The following is a 15,369-nucleotide window of genomic DNA, read 5'->3' as shown; positions in this document are numbered from 1 at the left end:
GATTGGTTTGTTCTTCTCGATTGCGCGAATTGTCAGCCAGACGACCGCCGCGACAAAGGCCGGAAGGCTCCAAAGCGCCAGCGTCCCCGCCCAGCCGATCGCCTCGGCCAGGCCCGCCGCCGTCGCCGCCGCAATGGCCGCGCCGCCCATGATGCCTGTGGTGTAGAGGGCCATCACCGTGCCGAAACGTTCCGGGAAGGCCCGTTTGATCACCACCGGTGCAAGCGCCTGAATCAGCGCGACACCGACGCCCACGACCACCGCGCTGGCGATCAGGCTGGCCGTATCCCTGAACAAGACCCGCACCAGACAGGCCGCGCCGATCAGCAAGGCGCCCAGCAGTATGCCGCGTCGCTCACCCAATCGCCGCCGCAGCGGTCGGATCGACAAGGCCCCGACCCCGATCATCAGCACCGGCAGGGTGGTCAACAGGCTGGCGGCGGTGGAATCCATCCCCGTCGCCGTCTCGATCAGATCCAGCAGGGGTCCGACAGCCGCCATCGCGGGGCGCAGGTTCAGCGCCAGCGCGACGATGGCCGCCAGCAGCAGCAAGGGCGCGCCGCGCGTCAATTCGCCTGAAGACCGCGTGGTCATGGCAGAGGACTCCACTCAAGAACTGGGCTAGTATCTCGCCATTAAGTATCTCGATGTCAAGATAACTCATGAACGACAGAGCCTCACGCGCCGCCGCCGAATGGGCCGTACAACGTCCCGACATAGACATGCTGCCGCTGGAAGTGCTGGGCCGCCTGAACGAGGCGTCCCAGTTGATCGTGCGCGAACGACAGTCGCCCGTCTTCTCGCGCTATGGGCTTCAGCATGGAGAGTTCGATGTGCTGGCGACGCTGCGCCGGTCAGGCGCGCCAGAGGGCCTGACGCCGACCGCCCTGTTCGAGGCGGCCATGATGTCGTCGGGCGGCATGACGGCGCGCATTGATCGGCTGGAGAAGGCCGGACTGGTCGAGCGCCGCCCTCACCCCTCTGACCGCCGCGCCACCCTGGTCAAGCTGACGGACAAGGGCTTCGACCTGATCGAGGCCATGATGCCGGTTCACGAACTGACGGCGCAAGATATCCTGTCGCCCCTGTCGCGGGAGGAGCAGACAGCCCTGAACGACCTGCTGGCCCGATTGATCGGCGCCCTGGACGGCTAGGTCAGATACGCCCACGCAGGGCAGCCCAGATCAGGCGCAGGCGTTTCAGCGGTTCGGGAGCCTCCTGCCCTGCCAGCGCCGCATGGGCCACAGCCGGGAATGCAGCAGGCGGCAAGGATTTCAGGGCGCGATTGGCGGCGGGGCGTAAGGCTTTCGCCTCATCGGCACGGCCCGTCTGCGAAAGCCCCCAGACGCGACCAGCATCGACGACTTTGGCGTCATGCCCCGGCCCGGCCAGCAGATGCACCGCCGTCTGCATCGGCCCGACGTAAAAGGCGTCCAAGTCATGCGGCTGACTGTGAACCCGGCCGATATGGGCCTCGATCAGGGCGTCGAAAGGCGCGCGGTTCAGGCCGTGGCGTGTCGCCATGTCGGTCAGGGCCTCCAGCACCGGGTGGCCTTTGCGCGGCACGCCCGCAAACACCCCGTCCATCTGCTCAGCCCACCAAGTGTAGCGCATCTCGGCCAGCAGGGGTTGGGTGACGCGCGTGGGAATGGCCAGCAGTTCCGCCTCAAAGGCATATAGGGCGATCAGGTCCGCGCGCGCACGGACGTCCGCGACCAGACGGCTGGACAGCCAGCGGTCGAGGTCGGCTGCGCGGACCTGAGCATCCAGTTGTTCGGCAGGATCAGCCAAACAGGGTCTGGTACATGGCCATCGCCGTCAGCATCGGCAGCGACAGCAACAGGTTGGTGCGGCTGCCCAGCATGGCGATGCGCGCGGCGCGGGCCTTCTTGTCATCATCCACGGCGACGATGCCCAGCGCACGCTTCTGGTTCGGCCAGATCACGCCCCAGACGTTCAGGAACATGACGATGGCCAGCCAGACGCCCAGCCCCATCAGCGCGAACTGCTGGTCGCCCTGATGCAGACCACCGGCGAAGCCGAAGCTCAGCACCTCAGCGGCATAGGCGTGGCCACGCAGGCCCATGACCGCCAGACCAGCGAGCACCGTCACCAGCGCCGACCAGCGGAACCAGAACAGGGCCTCAGGCGCGATGTATTTCGACACGGCAGGTTTCAGGTCGCCAGGGATTTCCGGCATCTTACGGATCTGGACGAAGTTGAAATAATACAGCAGCCCGATCCACAGAATGCCCGCCACGACGTGCACCCAGCGCAGCGCGGCCTGCCAGAAGATCAGGTCGAAGCCGCCCGGCGCGATGCGGCCAAAGGCGAAGATCATCACCGCCGCCAGCACAGCGCTGAGCAGGATGGTGTTGCGGAAATTGGCGAGCAGTCCGGACATGGCTTCAGCCCCTCCCCCGAGGCGTCTTGGTTGGGTTCACAGCTTGACTATAGACGTAGATCAGGCGGCGCGCGACACGGCGAAGTCGGCCAGGTCTTCCAGCGCCCTGCGCCAGTCGCTGTCAGGCAGGACCGACAGAGCCGCCTTGGCCTGATCGGCATAGTCGCCCGCCAGATCCAGCGTCGCATTGATGGCGCCGGAGCCGACCACCAGTTCACGAGCGCGGGCGAAGTCTTCAGGCGTGCGCTCGCCCTTGGTCACCGTGCGGTCCCAGAAGGCGTCCTCGCGTCCCTTGGTGCGGGCGACGGCCAGCAGCAGCGGCAGGGTGGCCTTGCCTTCGTTGAAATCGTCACCGGCGTTCTTGCCCAACGCCTCAGCCGTAGCGCCGTAATCCAGCGCGTCGTCGGCCAGTTGGAACGCGATGCCTAGCGCCATGCCGTAGTCGCGCAACGCCTTGACGGCGGAGGCGTCAGCACTGGCGCCGACGGCGCCCGCTTCGGCAGCGGCGGCGAACAGCTCAGCGGTCTTGGCCGAGATGATCTGCAGATAGGTAGCCTGATCCAGGTTCAGGTCGTGGGCGCGCGTAAGCTGCAGCACCTCGCCTTCCGAAATCACCCGCGAGGCCGAGGCCAGAATGCCCAGCGCCCGCATGGAATCCGTCTCGACCATCAGCTCAAAGGCGCGGGCAAACAGGAAGTCGCCGACCAGAACACTGGTGGGCGCGCCCCAGATCAGGTGGGCCGCGACCTTGCCGCGACGCAGTTCCGACGCATCGACGATGTCATCGTGCAGCAGGGTGGCGGTGTGAATGAACTCGACCGCAGCGGCCAGTTTCTTGGGCGACAGGATATCATCCTGAGCGCCGGTGACACGCGCAGCAGCGACGGTCAGCAACGGACGCAGGCGTTTGCCCCCTGCCGAGACCAGATGCTCGGCCAGCAGCGGAATGATCGGCACGTCAGACTGCATCCGATCGATGATCAGGGCGTCGACGGCGGCCATATCGACCTCGGCCAGCCGTACGAGGGCGTTGACGTCCCCCTTCGGGCGGGTAGCGGCAGCGATGGCAACGTCCAAAGGATACTCTTTCACAGGGGCGCGGCGGACCGCGTCGAAGGATTTTGCAGCCAGGTTGACTTGCCCCGGCGAACTGCGGCGCACAATGGTGTTCGCCCCTTTGGGGGTCAAGGAGATTGAGGTTTGGGAACCGCTGAAACAACACGCCCTGATGTGGTCGAGAACGGCCTGCTGGACGGACGTGTGCGCCTGCGGCAACCGGCGCGAGGCTATCGCGCAGGCATGGATGCCGCGCTTCTGGCCGCTGCGGCCCCGGTGGCGGCTGGCGAACGCCTCATCGAGGCGGGATGCGGCGCGGGCGCCGTGCTGATGCAGATCGCGGCTCGCCGAACGGAAAGTTTCTTGACAGGACTGGAACGTGACCCGGTCATGGCGACGCTAGCAGACGAAAACGCCCCCCTTAACGGCGTTCAGGATCGCGTATTGATTCGCCAGGGCGACGTGGCGGCGGGCTTTCGCGCGCTGGACCTGCCGGTGTTCGACTGGGCCGTCTCCAACCCGCCCTTCTTCGATGACGCAGGCGCCCTGCGCGCACCCTCAGAAAGCAAGCGTGGAGCATGGATGGCCGACGACGGCCTGGCCGCCTGGACCCATTTCCTACTGAAATCCGTGCGCGAGGGCGGACGCGTCGTGGTCATCCATCGCGCGGATCGTCTGGCCGACCTGTTGAGCCTGCTGGGGGACAAGGCGGGGTCATTCGCCATCCGCCCCATCCATCCCTTCGCCGACGAACCGGCCAAACGCGTGCTGGTCCACGCCATCAAGACCGGCAAGGCCCCCTTGCGCCTGCTGCCGCCGCTGGTGCTGCACGACCGCACTAGCGGCAAACATACCCCCGAAGCCGAAGCTATTTTGCGCGGGGAAGCGTCACTGGATTGGTGACTTGATCCCTCTCCCGCAGGAGAGGGATCAAAGACCTCACGCCCAGTTGGGCTTGCGCTTGTCCAGGAAGGCGCGGACGCCCTCCTGCCCCTCCGCCGACACGCGGGCGCGAGCGATCCGCTTGGCCGTGTCTTCCAACAGGCTGTTGTCCAGCTTGTGATGGGCGATGTCGTTCACCAGACGCTTGGCATCGCCCATGGCGCCGGGCGCATTGCCTGACAGGCTGTCGGTCAGCATGGAGATGAACTCGTCCACCGAACCCTCCGGCAGGACCAGATCGATCAGACCCGCGTGGGCGGCATAGTCGGCGTCGAAGCTGTTGCCGGTCAGGAACAGCTGGCGGGCGCGGCGGGCGCCGACGGCCTCGATGACATAGGGGGCGATGGTCGCCGGGATCAGGCCCAGCTTGACCTCCGAAAAGGCGAAACGCGCACCATCGACCGCCACGGCCATGTCGCAGGCAGCGACGATGCCCGCCCCGCCGCCCATGGCGTTGCCCTCGACGACAGCCACCGTCAGGGCCGGCACGTCGTGCAGAGCCTTCAGCATCCGGGCCAGACCCAGGGCGTCATCGCGGTTGTCGCTCTCGGACCAGTCGGCGGCGTCACGCATCCAGTTCAGGTCAGCGCCCGCGCTGAAGTTGCCGCCCGCGCCGCGAATGAAGACCACGCGGACGCGATCCGCGCCATGCAGGGTCTCGAACGCTTCATGCAGAGCCGCGATGACGGCGGCGTCAAAGGCGTTCTTCTTGTGCGGGCGGTTGATGGTGACGAAGACCACGCCATCGACGGTCGAGTCGATCTGGACCAGATCATCATTCGCATCTGGCGCCGGGTCGGCCAGCAGCGGGTGCGAGATGCGGTTGATCTCCACCGCCTCGGCGTCAGTGACATCCAGAGCGTTCAGGTCGGCTTCGTTGGGCGTTTCGGCCATGGTCTTATCCTTGCGGGCAGCGAATGACGACCTGGGGTTCGTCGCCATAGTTGAAGCTGAGCGTCTGCCGATCGTTCGACAGCGTCAGGGTGCGTTCCAGACGACGGACTTCCCCGTCATTGTCGTGATCGACCGTAAGCCTAACGCTTTCAGGGCCGATTTCGTTGACCGAGATCAGGGCGTCAGAGGTTTCGGAATAGGTGATGGCCCTGCCGCCGATGGTCAGGCTCATCTTGCCGGTGCTTTCATCGGCTGTGCATTCCGCCAGATCCGTCGCCCACGCACCGCGAAACGCCAGCGGGATCGAGATCACAACCGCCTCAGGCCGGGGCGGCGCAATCATCTCGGTCACCAGCGGCGCAGAGGCTTCAGGCTTAGGCGCAGGCTCGCGTGCATCGCAGGCGGCCAGCGCAAACATGCACAGAACCGCCGCGCCCCCGGAGATCAGCCTCACCCGGATCAGACCTTGTCGCAACGGTAGGCCAGAACAGTTTCACCCTTCTGTTCAACCCGCAGGGTGATCCCCGCAACGGGTGACAGGCGCAGCGTCTGGGTCAGGGTCACGTCGCCATCGGACGACTGGTTGTCCAGCACGACACGGATGGTCAGTTCGTCGATGCTCTCAAGCGCAGTCAGGGTCGAGGTGTCCTCGTAACCCTTGATCTGGTTCTCGGTGATGACGAATCGCGTGCCGCTCTCATCCTTGGCGCAACCGTCGTTGCTGTAGTCCCAGTTGCCACGGAACCCGACCGGGAAGACCGCACGCGATGGACGCCCCGCCATCGCCGCTTCTTCTTCCGCCGCCGAAACCGGCGCCGACGACGGCTGCTGCGCCGCCTGCTCCGTGGCCGGCGCGGCGTCTGCGGGCGCGGCAGGCTTGTCAGGCGAGTTGCAGGCAGCCAAGGCCAACGTCAGAACCGAGCTCAGGGCGATTGCAGCGACAGTCGTCTTCATGGATCAGTCCTTACAGCATTCGATCTTCAGGATCGCAGAGGTGACAGTCTCAAGCCCGACACGCCGTTTCAAGCAGATTTTGAACAGCGCATATTTATACGGTCGCTCGATTACATCCTGAACACGCCGAAGGTGGTGTCCGGAACAGGCGCGTTCAGGCTGGCGCTGATGGCCAGACCCAGCACGTCACGCGTCTGGGCCGGGTCGATGACCCCATCGTCCCACAGGCGGGCGGTGGCGTAATATGGATTGCCCTCGTCCTCGTACTTCTGGCGAATCGGCGCCTTGAAGGCCTCGGCCTCGTCCGGGGACCAGGTGTCGGCGTCTCGGTGGACGGTTGCCAGGACCGACGCCGCCTGCTCGCCGCCCATCACGCTGATGCGGCTGTTCGGCCAGGTAAACAGGAAGCGCGGCGAATATGCCCGCCCGCACATGCCATAGTTTCCGGCGCCGAAGCTGCCGCCGATCAGCACAGTGAACTTGGGCACCTCTGCGCTGGCCACCGCCGTCACCAGCTTGGCGCCGTCCTTGGCGATGCCGCCCGCCTCGTATTTCCCGCCGACCATGAAGCCGGAGATGTTCTGCAGGAAGACCAGCGGAATCTTGCGCTTGCAGGCCAACTCGATGAAGTGCGCGCCCTTCTGGGCGCTCTCGGAAAACAGCACGCCGTTGTTGGCCAGAATGGCGACCGGATAGCCCCAGATACGCGCGAAGCCGCAGACCAGGGTCGTTCCATACAGCGCCTTGAACTCATCGAACTCTGACCCGTCCACTACGCGGGCGATGACCTCGCGCACATCATAGGGGGCGCGCACGTCGTCGGGGATCAGGCCGTACAGTTCATCGGCGTCGAACGCAGGCGCCTTTGGTTCGCGCACGTCCAGCGGCATGGGCTTGGTCGTGTTCAGATTGGCGACGATGGAGCGCACGATTTCCAGCGCGTGTTCGTCGTTCTCAGCCACATGGTCCACCACGCCGGACTTGCGCCCGTGCGTCTCAGCCCCGCCCAACTCCTCCGCCGAAATGACCTCGCCCGTCGCCGCCTTCACCAGCGGCGGTCCCGCCAGGAAGATGGTGCCCTGATTGCGCACGATAACCGTCTCGTCCGACATGGCCGGGACATAGGCGCCGCCTGCGGTGCAGCTTCCCATGACACAGGCGATCTGGGCGATGCCGCGTGCGCTCATCCGCGCCTGATTGAAGAAGATGCGGCCGAAGTGGTCGCGGTCAGGAAACACCTCTGCCTGGTGCGGCAGGTTGGCCCCGCCGGAATCCACCAGATAGACGCACGGCAGATTGTTCTGCTCGGCGATTTCCTGTGCGCGTAGATGCTTCTTCACCGTCATCGGGAAGTAGGCGCCGCCCTTCACCGTCGGGTCGTTGGCGACGATCATCACCTCACGCCCCGAGACACGGCCCACGCCCGCGATGACGCCTGCACCCGGTGCGTCGCCGTCATACATGCCGCCCGCCGCAAGCTGCCCGACCTCTAGGAAGGGCGAACCGGGGTCCAGCAGCCGTTCGACCCGGTCACGCGGCAACAGCTTGCCCCGCGCCACATGGCGTTCACGCGACTTGTCGGAACCGCCCCGCGCCGCCTTGGCCACATGGTCGCGCAGTTCTGCGACCAGGGCGCTGTTGTGCGCGTGCAGGGACTTGTATTGCGGGCTTTGCGGATCGACCGCGGATGTCAGCTTCGGCATGGATATAAGGTGTAAGCAGGTCTGGCCGCCGGGAAAAGCCCTTCCTCATCCGCATCCCAAATAGCAGGATAGGCGCAGCAGACGTGCGCGCGCCGTCCATATATTGCGGCAAAGCCCGTGAACGCGCATTTTCGAGCCGAGCCGGACGTTCAGCCACGCTGAACCATCGCCAAACCGGCGCAACCTTGCCTCCCCGCCCCTTTTCGCCTATAGGCCCCGCCTTTCCAGGGCTTCGGTCCTGTCGTGGAACACCAAAGGGTTGGACAATCGGTCCGGCCGCCGCGTCAGGAGCCATCGTGGGATCGACTTACCCGGTCGTTGCCGCGCCGATGCCCACAAGGGAGACTACCGCATGGCTCTTTACGAGCACACGGTCATGACGCGCCAGGACATCTCGGCGCAACAGGCCGAAGCGCTGAACGACACCATCAAGGATCTGATCGTCGCCGGTGGCGGCTCGGTCGCCAAGATCGAATACTGGGGTCTGCGCAACCTGACGTACCGCGTGAAGAAGAACCGCAAGGCTCACTATTCGCTGCTGGCCGTCGACGCCCCTCCGGCCGCCATGGCCGAAGTCGAGCGTCAGCTGGGCATCAACGAAGACGTGCTGCGTTGGCTGACCGTCCGCGTCGAGGAACTCGACCTGGAACTGTCGCCGCTGCTGGCCCGTCGCGAGCGTGAACGCGAGCGTGAGCGTGAGCGCACCCCGCGCGAAGACGCCGCCGCCGACGCCGAATAAGGAACCCGGAACATGACCGATACAACCGCCCCGACCCCGGGCGCACCGGCGGGCTCCGGCGCCGCTGGCCGTCGCCCCTTCTATCGTCGCCGCAAGGTTTGCCCGTTCTCGGGCGCCAACGCGCCGAAGATCGACTACAAGGACGTGAAGCTGCTGCAGCGTTACGTTTCCGAACGCGGCAAGATCGTGCCTTCGCGCATCACCGCCGTCTCCCAGAAGAAGCAGCGTGAACTGGCCAAGGCCATCAAGCGCGCCCGCTATCTGGCCCTCCTGCCGTACGTGGTGAAGTAAGATGAAGGTCGTTCTGCTGGAACGCGTCGAGAACCTCGGCGCCATCGGCGACGTCGTGTCCGTCAAGGACGGCTTCGCCCGTAACTTCCTTCTGCCGCGCGACAAGGCCCGCCGGGCCACCGCCGCGAACCTGAAGGCGTTCGAACTCGACCGTGCCGCCATCGAGCAGCGCAACGAGAAGAACAAGTCTGATGCACAGAAGGTCGCCGACAAGATCGACGGCCAGACCTACATCATGATCCGCCAGGCTGGTGAAACCGGCCAACTGTACGGATCGGTCGCAGGCCGCGACGTCTCCGAAGCCATCCAGGCTGAAGGCGGCAAGGTCGAGCGTTCGCAGGTCGTCCTGAACACGGCGATCAAGACCCTGGGCGTCCACGAAGTGCCGGTTCGCCTGCACGCCGAGGTCCGCGCGACGGTCAAGATCAACATCGCCCGTTCGATGGATGAAGCTGAGCGTCAAGCCAAGGGCGAAGACGTGATCCGCAGCCAGTTCGACAATGAGCGCCAGGCCGCCGAGCAATCGGCCCAGGAACTCATCGAAGGCGGCGCCGGTCAACAAGAAGGCTTCGGCGACGAAGCCTGATCCTGACCCGGCCTTCGGGCCGGACCGGTCAAGACATCAGGGGCGCGTTCCGCAAGGGACGCGCCCTTTTTGCTGCGCCAGACGCCGACCCATTAGATTTCCTAAAGCGGCTTATAGCAGAAGTCGCGGCCCGTCCGATTGACCCCGCCATGATCGCGCCCTTGATATGACGGTGACCGCGAGCCCCCTCCCCCCTTTCTCGCGGACGGAGACCCCCATGCCCAAAGGCCCGCCCTGCAAGGCGCGGTCGGCGGTTGGCACGCGATGTAACGGCTGAGCCGACCCTCGCACCGCCAATCTGCCGCCATCCAAACGCCGCACGCCAAAGGCGGCGGCCTGCGCCTCCCCGCGCCAAGACCAACAACAGGAAATCTCTCTAAAATGCGCATCCCCCCTGCTCGGAACGCCTCCTCCGTTCTGTTCGCCACCGCCTCCGCCATCGCCCTGCTGACCGCAGCGCCCGCCTTCGCCCAAACCGCCGAACAATCCGCCGAGACCGTCAGCGACATCGTCGTCACCGGCACGCGCGCGCCGAACCGTTCGCGCCTCGACACCCTGGCGCCGGTCGATGTCGTCACCGCCCAGAACCTGCAGAAGACCGGCACGACCGAGTTCGCGACCGCCCTGGCCCAGGCCATCCCGTCCCTGACCTTCCAGCGCCCGTCCGCCAACGACGGCACGGACTCGGTTCGCCCCATCACCCTGCGTGGCCTGTCGCCGGATCAGACCCTGGTGCTGGTCAACGGCACGCGTCGCCACGCCTCGGCCCTGGTCAACGTCAACGGCACGGTCGGTCGCGGTTCGGCTGCGGTCGACCTGAACACCATTCCGACCGGCGCTCTGGACCGTGTCGAAGTCCTGCGTGACGGCGCCTCGGCCCAGTATGGTTCGGACGCCATCGCCGGCGTCGTGAATCTGCGCCTGAAGGAGGCTTCCAGCGGCGGCGGCGCCAGCGTCACCTACGGCCAGTATCTGACCAGCGTGCAGACCGCGCGCGGCAAGCGTGACGAGAAAGACGGCGCCACCGTGACCGCCTCCGCCTGGCAGGGTTTTGCGCTGGGCGACGACGGCTTCCTGACCCTGTCGGCGGAATACCTGAACCGCGACAGCACGAACCGCGCGGACTATGACCCACGCGCCGCCGCCAATGGCGCGATCACCGCCCGCTTCGGCGACCCGGATGTCGAGCAATGGACGGTCTTCGCCAATGCAGGCAAGGGACTGGGCAACGGCTGGAAGGCCTATGGCTGGGCAGGCTATCAGGACCGCGACAGCACCGGCGCCGCCTTCCCGCGCCTGTCGGACAATATCAACAACGTCGCCTCCATCTATCCCAACGGCTACCTGCCCAAGGTGGCGATCAACTCCAAGGACGCCTCGGTCGCAGGCGGCCTGCGCGGTGAACTGGCCGGATGGAACGCAGACTTCAGCCTGACCTACGGCCGCAACGCCCTGGACTTCCGCACCAAGGATTCGCTGAACTCGACCTATGGCGCCAACTCGCCGACCGACTTCGATTCCGGCAGCCTGATCTATGACCAGACGGTGCTGGCCGCTGACTTCAGCCGCGCCTTCGACGTGGGCCTGTCCGCCGGTCCGCTGAACTTCGCCTGGGGTGTCGAACAGCGCTGGGAGAACTATCAGATCAAGGCCGGCCAGCCGGAAAGCTATAACCGCGGCCCGCTCGGCTCCAACACCGCTCTGGCAGGCGGCGCACAGGGCTTCGTCGGCTTCCAGCCGTCGAACGAGGTTGACGTCAGCCGTCACAACTTCGCCGCCTATGCCGACGTCGAAATCCCGCTGACCGACAAGCTGACGGTTGATGGAGCTGTGCGGTTCGAGGACTATTCCGACTTCGGCACGACCCAGACGGGCAAGCTGTCGGGCCGTTATGACTTCACGCCCAACTTCGCCCTGCGCGGTTCGATCTCGACCGGCTTCCGCGCGCCGTCGCTGCAGCAGTCGTACTTCACCTCGACCCAGTCTGTGATCCAGAACGGCGCCGTGGTCGAGACCGGCACCTTCCCGGCGACCAGCGCGGTTGCATCGGCCTTGGGCGCGCGCCCGCTGAAGGCCGAGACCTCGACTAACTATTCGCTGGGCGGCGTGGTGCGTCTGGGCCGCTTCGACCTGACGGTGGACGCCTACAAGATCGACATCGAAAACCAGATCGTCCTGTCGGAACTGATCAACCGCAGCTTCTCGCCTCAAGTCGCCGGGCTGCTTGATCCGCTAGGCATTCAGGCCGCGCGCTTCTTCCTGAACGGGGTTTCGACCTCGACCGAGGGCGTGGACGTTGTGGGCCGTTACCGCCTGCCGACCGAACGTCTGGGCGACTTCGATTTCACCGTCGCCGCCAACTTCAATGACGTGAAGGTCAAGAGCCTGCCGAACTCGTCGTCGGTTCTGAACCCGGTCCCGACCCTGTTCGCCCGTCAACGCATCCTGACCATCGAAGACGGCACGCCGGACACCAAGGTCTCGGCCGCCGCCGACTGGGCTCTGAACAAGTTCGGGGCCACGGTTCGCGCCACCTATTATGGCGACGTACTGCAGGCGGGTTCGACTGAGGCCAACGACTATTCGACCGGCGCCAAGACGGTTGTTGATCTGGAAGCCCGCTATCAGTTGACCAATCGGATCGGCGTCACCGTCGGTGTGGACAATGTGTTCGACGAATACCCGGACTATGTCCCGGCCAGCCTGAACTCCAACGGTGTGCTGGGCTTCCCCTACTACTCGCCGTTCGGCTTCAACGGACGTTACGCCTACGCCCGCCTGAACGTGAAGTGGTGATCTGACCACCTGACGGAAACGACGAAGGGCGCTCTGCGGAGCGCCCTTTTTCTTTGGTCAAGCTTCCGCCGCAAGCTTCAGCTTACAACGGTCTGGAGAGGGAGATGACATGAAGACGTTCGCCATTACGTTGGGCCTCTGCGCCAGCCTGATCGCCACTGCCGCCAGCGCCATGACAGTTCAGGAGTTCCTGACCACGGCCAACGGCATTCCGCGCAATCCAACCGCTCTGCTGCGTTCCGACACCCGCAACCTGATGACCGAGTTTCGCGGCGCCATGCAGACGGTGAAGACCGAACAGACCGAGGCCCGCGCCGCCGGACGCCCCGGCGCCGCCTGCATCCCGGACAAGGTCCGCCTGTCCCCGGATCAGATCCTCGCCCGCTTCAACGCCATTCCCGCCGCGCGTCGCAACATCAGCGTGACCCAGGCCACCCGCGAATGGATGATCGAGACCTATCCCTGCCCCGCCTGATCTTTCCCCGCCCGATCTTCATTGGGAAAATTCGGTTCGCCCACAGGGTGGACGATCTGTCCACGGTCTAGTCCGCGTCCCCGTCTGACGCAGGCGCGCGTCAGGGGTAAAGCGTTAAGACAATGAACGCATTCGCCCCCATGCCCTATTCTTCCGCACCATCGGATTCCGTCAGCGTCAGCTCGATGCCCCATAACCTGGAGGCGGAGCAGGCCCTGCTGGGTTCGCTGATGTTCGACAACGGGGTGTTCGAGCGCCTCAGCGACCGCCTGCGCGGCAGCCATTTCTACGAACCCTTCCACCAGCGCCTGTTCGACGCGATCGAGGACCACATCCGTCAGGGCATGCTGGCCGAGCCGACCATCCTGATGGAGCGGTTCAAGCAGGACCCCGCGTTTCATGAGTTCGGCGGCTTGCGTTACCTCGCCGATCTGGTGGACCGGGCGCCGCCCGCCGCCAACGCCCCCGACTATGCCCGCGTGGTCTATGATCTGGCGCTGCGCCGTGACCTGATCCGCATCGGCGGCGACATCATCAAGGAGGCGCCCAACCCCGAGACGCCCGCCGACGAACAGATCGAACAGGCCGAACAGACCCTCTATTCGCTGGCTGAAACGGGCAAGCCGTCGTCCGGCTTCGTCAGCTTCTCGCACGCCCTGTCCGGCGCGGTGCAGATGGCGGCCGAGGCCTATCAGCGCGAAGGCAAGCTGGCCGGTCTGGCCACCGGCCTGAACGATCTGGACCGCAAGCTGGGCGGCCTGCACCCGTCCGACCTTCTGATCCTGGCCGGTCGTCCGTCGATGGGTAAGACCGCACTGGCGACCAACATGGCCTTCAACGTGGCCCGCGCCTATCAGTGGGAGCCGACGCCCGAGGGCCGCAAGACCGTCAACGGCGGCGTCGTCGCCTTCTACTCGCTGGAAATGAGCGCAGAGCAGCTGGCCATGCGTATTCTGGCCGATGCGTCGGGCGTGTCGTCTGACAAGCTGCGTAAGGGTGAAATCGACGCCTCCGACTTCGGCAAGCTGCGCGATGCGGCGGTCGAGATCGGCGAAAGCCCCCTCTATATCGACGCCACCGGCGGCATCTCCATCTCAAAGCTGTCGGCCCGTGCGCGGCGACTGAAGCGGATGGAGCATGGGCTTGACCTGATCATCGTCGACTACCTCCAGCTGGTGACCACGGGCGAAGGCGGCGGCCAGAAGAACCGGGTTCAGGAAGTGTCCGAAATCACCGGCGGTCTGAAAGCTCTGGCCAAGGAACTTTCGGTGCCGATCATCGCCCTGTCGCAGTTGTCGCGTCAGGTGGAACAACGTGAAGACAAACGCCCGCAACTGTCCGACCTGCGGGAATCCGGCTCGATCGAGCAGGACGCCGACTGCGTGATGTTCGTCTATCGCGAAAGCTACTACCTGGGCCGCGCCGAACCGCGTGAAGGCACCGAGGAACACCTGCAATGGCAGCAGGACATGGACCGCCTGCAGGGCCAGGCTGAAGTCGTCATCGGCAAGCAGCGCCACGGCCCCATCGGCATCGTCAAACTGGCGTTCGAGGCCGACACCGTCCGCTTCGGCAACTTGGCCCACGGCTATGAGGAAGTCAGCTACGAATAGGGCGGCCAAAGCCGCCCTGCCCGTCTGTCAGGCCGCGTTGACGGTGATCTGAACGTCGATATTGCCGCGCACCGCCTTCGAATAAGGGCAGGTGCGGTGGGCTTCTTCGACGATGGCCTCAGCCGTCGGCTGATCGACACCCGCAATGGTGACCGCCAGCGCGACCGACAGGGCCACGCCGCCGTCATCCTGCTGGTTCAGACCGACCGTGGCGGCGATGGCGACCTGATCGTCGGCGACCTTATGCCTGCGCCCCGCCACATGGATGACCGCGCTGCCGAAGCATCCTGCATAGCCCGCCGCAAACAATTGTTCCGGATTGGTGGCATTGCCGCGCCCGCCGATGGCGGCGGGCTGCGCCAGTTTCAGATCCAGAAAGCCGTCATCGCTGAGCGCCGCGCCATTGCGGCCGCCGACAACGTTCACGGTGGTTGAATAGAGGCTATTCATCGCGACGATCTCCTGTTCGAAAGCCATATGAGGCCTGCTGAGCCGAACGAGATCGCCCGGCTCAGCAGGGTTTCCATCAGGCGGTTATGCCGCCGTCGACGGTGATCTCCGCCGCCGTCGTGTAGCTGGCTTCGTCCGAGGCCAGATAGACGATCATATTGGAGACCTCCTGCGGGTCCGCCAGACGCTTGACCGGAATGCGGCTGTTGATTTCGGCCACACGCTCGGGATCAGGCTCGTCCACCATCGGCGTCTGGATGATGCCGGGCAGAACGGTGTTGACGCGGATGTTCTCCTCGGCGAACTCCAGCGCAGCGACGCGGCTGAGGCCGTGAATGGCGATCTTGGCGGCGGTATAGGCCGAGTTGCCCTTGACCCCGCGATAGACCGCTGCCGACGACACATTGACGATGGAGCCGACGCCCGCACGGCGCATCGAGGGCAGCACCGTCTTCATGCCCAGGAA

The 15,369-nt window shown here is 65.2% G+C and carries 18 protein-coding genes; 8 read left to right on the top strand and 10 right to left on the bottom strand.

Annotated elements, in window-relative coordinates; all coding sequences use genetic code 11:
• On the bottom strand, nucleotides 1–594 hold a 594-nt coding region (locus tag QZ281_RS03600), incomplete at its 3' end, for an MFS transporter (RefSeq protein ID WP_292224820.1).
• Nucleotides 595–662: 68 nt separating this feature from the next.
• Between QZ281_RS03600 and QZ281_RS03595 the strand changes: the two genes are divergently transcribed.
• On the top strand, nucleotides 663–1,154 hold the full coding sequence (locus QZ281_RS03595; protein ID WP_292224819.1) for a MarR family transcriptional regulator: 492 nt from the start codon (nucleotides 663–665) through the stop codon (nucleotides 1,152–1,154).
• A gap of 1 nt (nucleotide 1,155) precedes the next feature.
• Here the strand turns inward: QZ281_RS03595 and QZ281_RS03590 are convergent, their stop codons facing one another.
• From QZ281_RS03590 to QZ281_RS03580, 3 genes are read right to left on the bottom strand one after another with little or no spacing between them, the layout of a single operon-like run.
• Nucleotides 1,156–1,791, bottom strand: coding sequence for a squalene/phytoene synthase family protein (locus QZ281_RS03590; protein WP_292224818.1), 636 nt, complete (start codon nucleotides 1,789–1,791; stop codon nucleotides 1,156–1,158).
• Complete coding sequence (locus tag QZ281_RS03585) at nucleotides 1,784–2,404, bottom strand: hypothetical protein (RefSeq protein WP_292224814.1); 621 nt, start codon at nucleotides 2,402–2,404, stop codon at nucleotides 1,784–1,786. Before QZ281_RS03585 ends, QZ281_RS03590 begins: the two co-directional genes overlap by 8 nt.
• A gap of 60 nt (nucleotides 2,405–2,464) precedes the next feature.
• Nucleotides 2,465–3,406: a polyprenyl synthetase family protein gene (locus tag QZ281_RS03580; protein WP_292224919.1), complete on the bottom strand. Its 942-nt coding sequence runs from the start codon at nucleotides 3,404–3,406 to the stop codon at nucleotides 2,465–2,467.
• Nucleotides 3,407–3,604: 198 nt separating this feature from the next.
• Here QZ281_RS03580 and QZ281_RS03575 point away from each other — a divergent pair, with 198 nt between their 5' ends.
• Nucleotides 3,605–4,363, top strand: a complete 759-nt coding sequence (locus tag QZ281_RS03575) for a methyltransferase (RefSeq protein ID WP_292224812.1) — start codon at nucleotides 3,605–3,607, stop codon at nucleotides 4,361–4,363.
• Nucleotides 4,364–4,399: 36 nt separating this feature from the next.
• Here QZ281_RS03575 and QZ281_RS03570 read toward each other — a convergent pair whose 3' ends face one another.
• From QZ281_RS03570 to QZ281_RS03555, 4 genes are all read right to left on the bottom strand, one after another.
• Entirely contained in the window at nucleotides 4,400–5,296 is an 897-nt protein-coding gene (locus QZ281_RS03570) for an enoyl-CoA hydratase-related protein (RefSeq protein ID WP_292224811.1), read from the bottom strand.
• Between the two features lie 4 nt (nucleotides 5,297–5,300).
• A complete protein-coding gene (locus tag QZ281_RS03565; protein WP_292224809.1) occupies nucleotides 5,301–5,750 on the bottom strand; it encodes a hypothetical protein in 450 nt (149 codons plus the stop codon).
• Nucleotides 5,751–5,755: 5 nt separating this feature from the next.
• The gene (locus QZ281_RS03560) at nucleotides 5,756–6,250 is read right to left on the bottom strand and encodes a hypothetical protein (RefSeq protein WP_292224807.1); all 495 of its coding nucleotides are present in this window, start codon (nucleotides 6,248–6,250) and stop codon (nucleotides 5,756–5,758) included.
• A gap of 110 nt (nucleotides 6,251–6,360) precedes the next feature.
• Nucleotides 6,361–7,953: a carboxyl transferase domain-containing protein gene (locus QZ281_RS03555; protein WP_292224805.1), complete on the bottom strand. Its 1,593-nt coding sequence runs from the start codon at nucleotides 7,951–7,953 to the stop codon at nucleotides 6,361–6,363.
• Between the two features lie 352 nt (nucleotides 7,954–8,305).
• Here QZ281_RS03555 and rpsF point away from each other — a divergent pair, with 352 nt between their 5' ends.
• From rpsF to QZ281_RS03525, 6 genes are all read left to right on the top strand, one after another.
• Entirely contained in the window at nucleotides 8,306–8,692 is a 387-nt protein-coding gene (rpsF, locus tag QZ281_RS03550) for a 30S ribosomal protein S6 (RefSeq protein WP_201100299.1), read from the top strand.
• A 12-nt stretch (nucleotides 8,693–8,704) separates the two neighbouring features.
• Entirely contained in the window at nucleotides 8,705–8,983 is a 279-nt protein-coding gene (gene rpsR, locus QZ281_RS03545; protein WP_008259463.1) for a 30S ribosomal protein S18, read from the top strand.
• A 1-nt stretch (nucleotide 8,984) separates the two neighbouring features.
• Entirely contained in the window at nucleotides 8,985–9,569 is a 585-nt protein-coding gene (gene rplI, locus QZ281_RS03540; protein ID WP_292224802.1) for a 50S ribosomal protein L9, read from the top strand.
• Between the two features lie 381 nt (nucleotides 9,570–9,950).
• Complete coding sequence (locus QZ281_RS03535) at nucleotides 9,951–12,365, top strand: TonB-dependent receptor (protein WP_292224799.1); 2,415 nt, start codon at nucleotides 9,951–9,953, stop codon at nucleotides 12,363–12,365.
• Between the two features lie 109 nt (nucleotides 12,366–12,474).
• Nucleotides 12,475–12,840 carry a hypothetical protein gene (locus QZ281_RS03530; protein WP_292224797.1) on the top strand — a complete coding sequence of 122 codons (366 nt, stop codon included), beginning with the start codon at nucleotides 12,475–12,477 and terminating at the stop codon, nucleotides 12,838–12,840.
• A 122-nt stretch (nucleotides 12,841–12,962) separates the two neighbouring features.
• Complete coding sequence (locus tag QZ281_RS03525) at nucleotides 12,963–14,453, top strand: replicative DNA helicase (protein ID WP_292224795.1); 1,491 nt, start codon at nucleotides 12,963–12,965, stop codon at nucleotides 14,451–14,453.
• 27 nt (nucleotides 14,454–14,480) lie between these two features.
• Here the strand turns inward: QZ281_RS03525 and QZ281_RS03520 are convergent, their stop codons facing one another.
• Complete coding sequence (locus QZ281_RS03520) at nucleotides 14,481–14,930, bottom strand: organic hydroperoxide resistance protein (RefSeq protein WP_363297313.1); 450 nt, start codon at nucleotides 14,928–14,930, stop codon at nucleotides 14,481–14,483.
• 49 nt (nucleotides 14,931–14,979) lie between these two features.
• Nucleotides 14,980–15,369 (bottom strand): SDR family oxidoreductase (locus tag QZ281_RS03515; RefSeq protein ID WP_292224792.1); only part of this gene is annotated, 390 nt, incomplete at its 5' end.

The organism is Brevundimonas sp. (assembly GCF_018608325.1).
GTDB lineage: Bacteria > Pseudomonadota > Alphaproteobacteria > Caulobacterales > Caulobacteraceae > Brevundimonas.
This window is presented reverse-complemented; position numbering and strand designations above follow the sequence as displayed.

Coding starts and splice junctions, on each gene's coding strand:
- QZ281_RS03595 (WP_292224819.1), top strand. CDS start 663: ATGAACGACAGAGCCTCACGCGCCGCCGCCGAATGGGCCGTACAACGT.
- QZ281_RS03585 (WP_292224814.1), bottom strand. CDS start 2,404: ATGTCCGGACTGCTCGCCAATTTCCGCAACACCATCCTGCTCAGCGCT.
- QZ281_RS03580 (WP_292224919.1), bottom strand. CDS start 3,406: ATGGCCGCCGTCGACGCCCTGATCATCGATCGGATGCAGTCTGACGTG.
- QZ281_RS03570 (WP_292224811.1), bottom strand. CDS start 5,296: ATGGCCGAAACGCCCAACGAAGCCGACCTGAACGCTCTGGATGTCACT.
- QZ281_RS03560 (WP_292224807.1), bottom strand. CDS start 6,250: ATGAAGACGACTGTCGCTGCAATCGCCCTGAGCTCGGTTCTGACGTTG.
- QZ281_RS03555 (WP_292224805.1), bottom strand. CDS start 7,953: ATGCCGAAGCTGACATCCGCGGTCGATCCGCAAAGCCCGCAATACAAG.
- rpsF (WP_201100299.1), top strand. CDS start 8,306: ATGGCTCTTTACGAGCACACGGTCATGACGCGCCAGGACATCTCGGCG.
- rpsR (WP_008259463.1), top strand. CDS start 8,705: ATGACCGATACAACCGCCCCGACCCCGGGCGCACCGGCGGGCTCCGGC.
- rplI (WP_292224802.1), top strand. CDS start 8,985: ATGAAGGTCGTTCTGCTGGAACGCGTCGAGAACCTCGGCGCCATCGGC.
- QZ281_RS03535 (WP_292224799.1), top strand. CDS start 9,951: ATGCGCATCCCCCCTGCTCGGAACGCCTCCTCCGTTCTGTTCGCCACC.
- QZ281_RS03530 (WP_292224797.1), top strand. CDS start 12,475: ATGAAGACGTTCGCCATTACGTTGGGCCTCTGCGCCAGCCTGATCGCC.
- QZ281_RS03525 (WP_292224795.1), top strand. CDS start 12,963: ATGAACGCATTCGCCCCCATGCCCTATTCTTCCGCACCATCGGATTCC.
- QZ281_RS03520 (WP_363297313.1), bottom strand. CDS start 14,930: ATGGCTTTCGAACAGGAGATCGTCGCGATGAATAGCCTCTATTCAACC.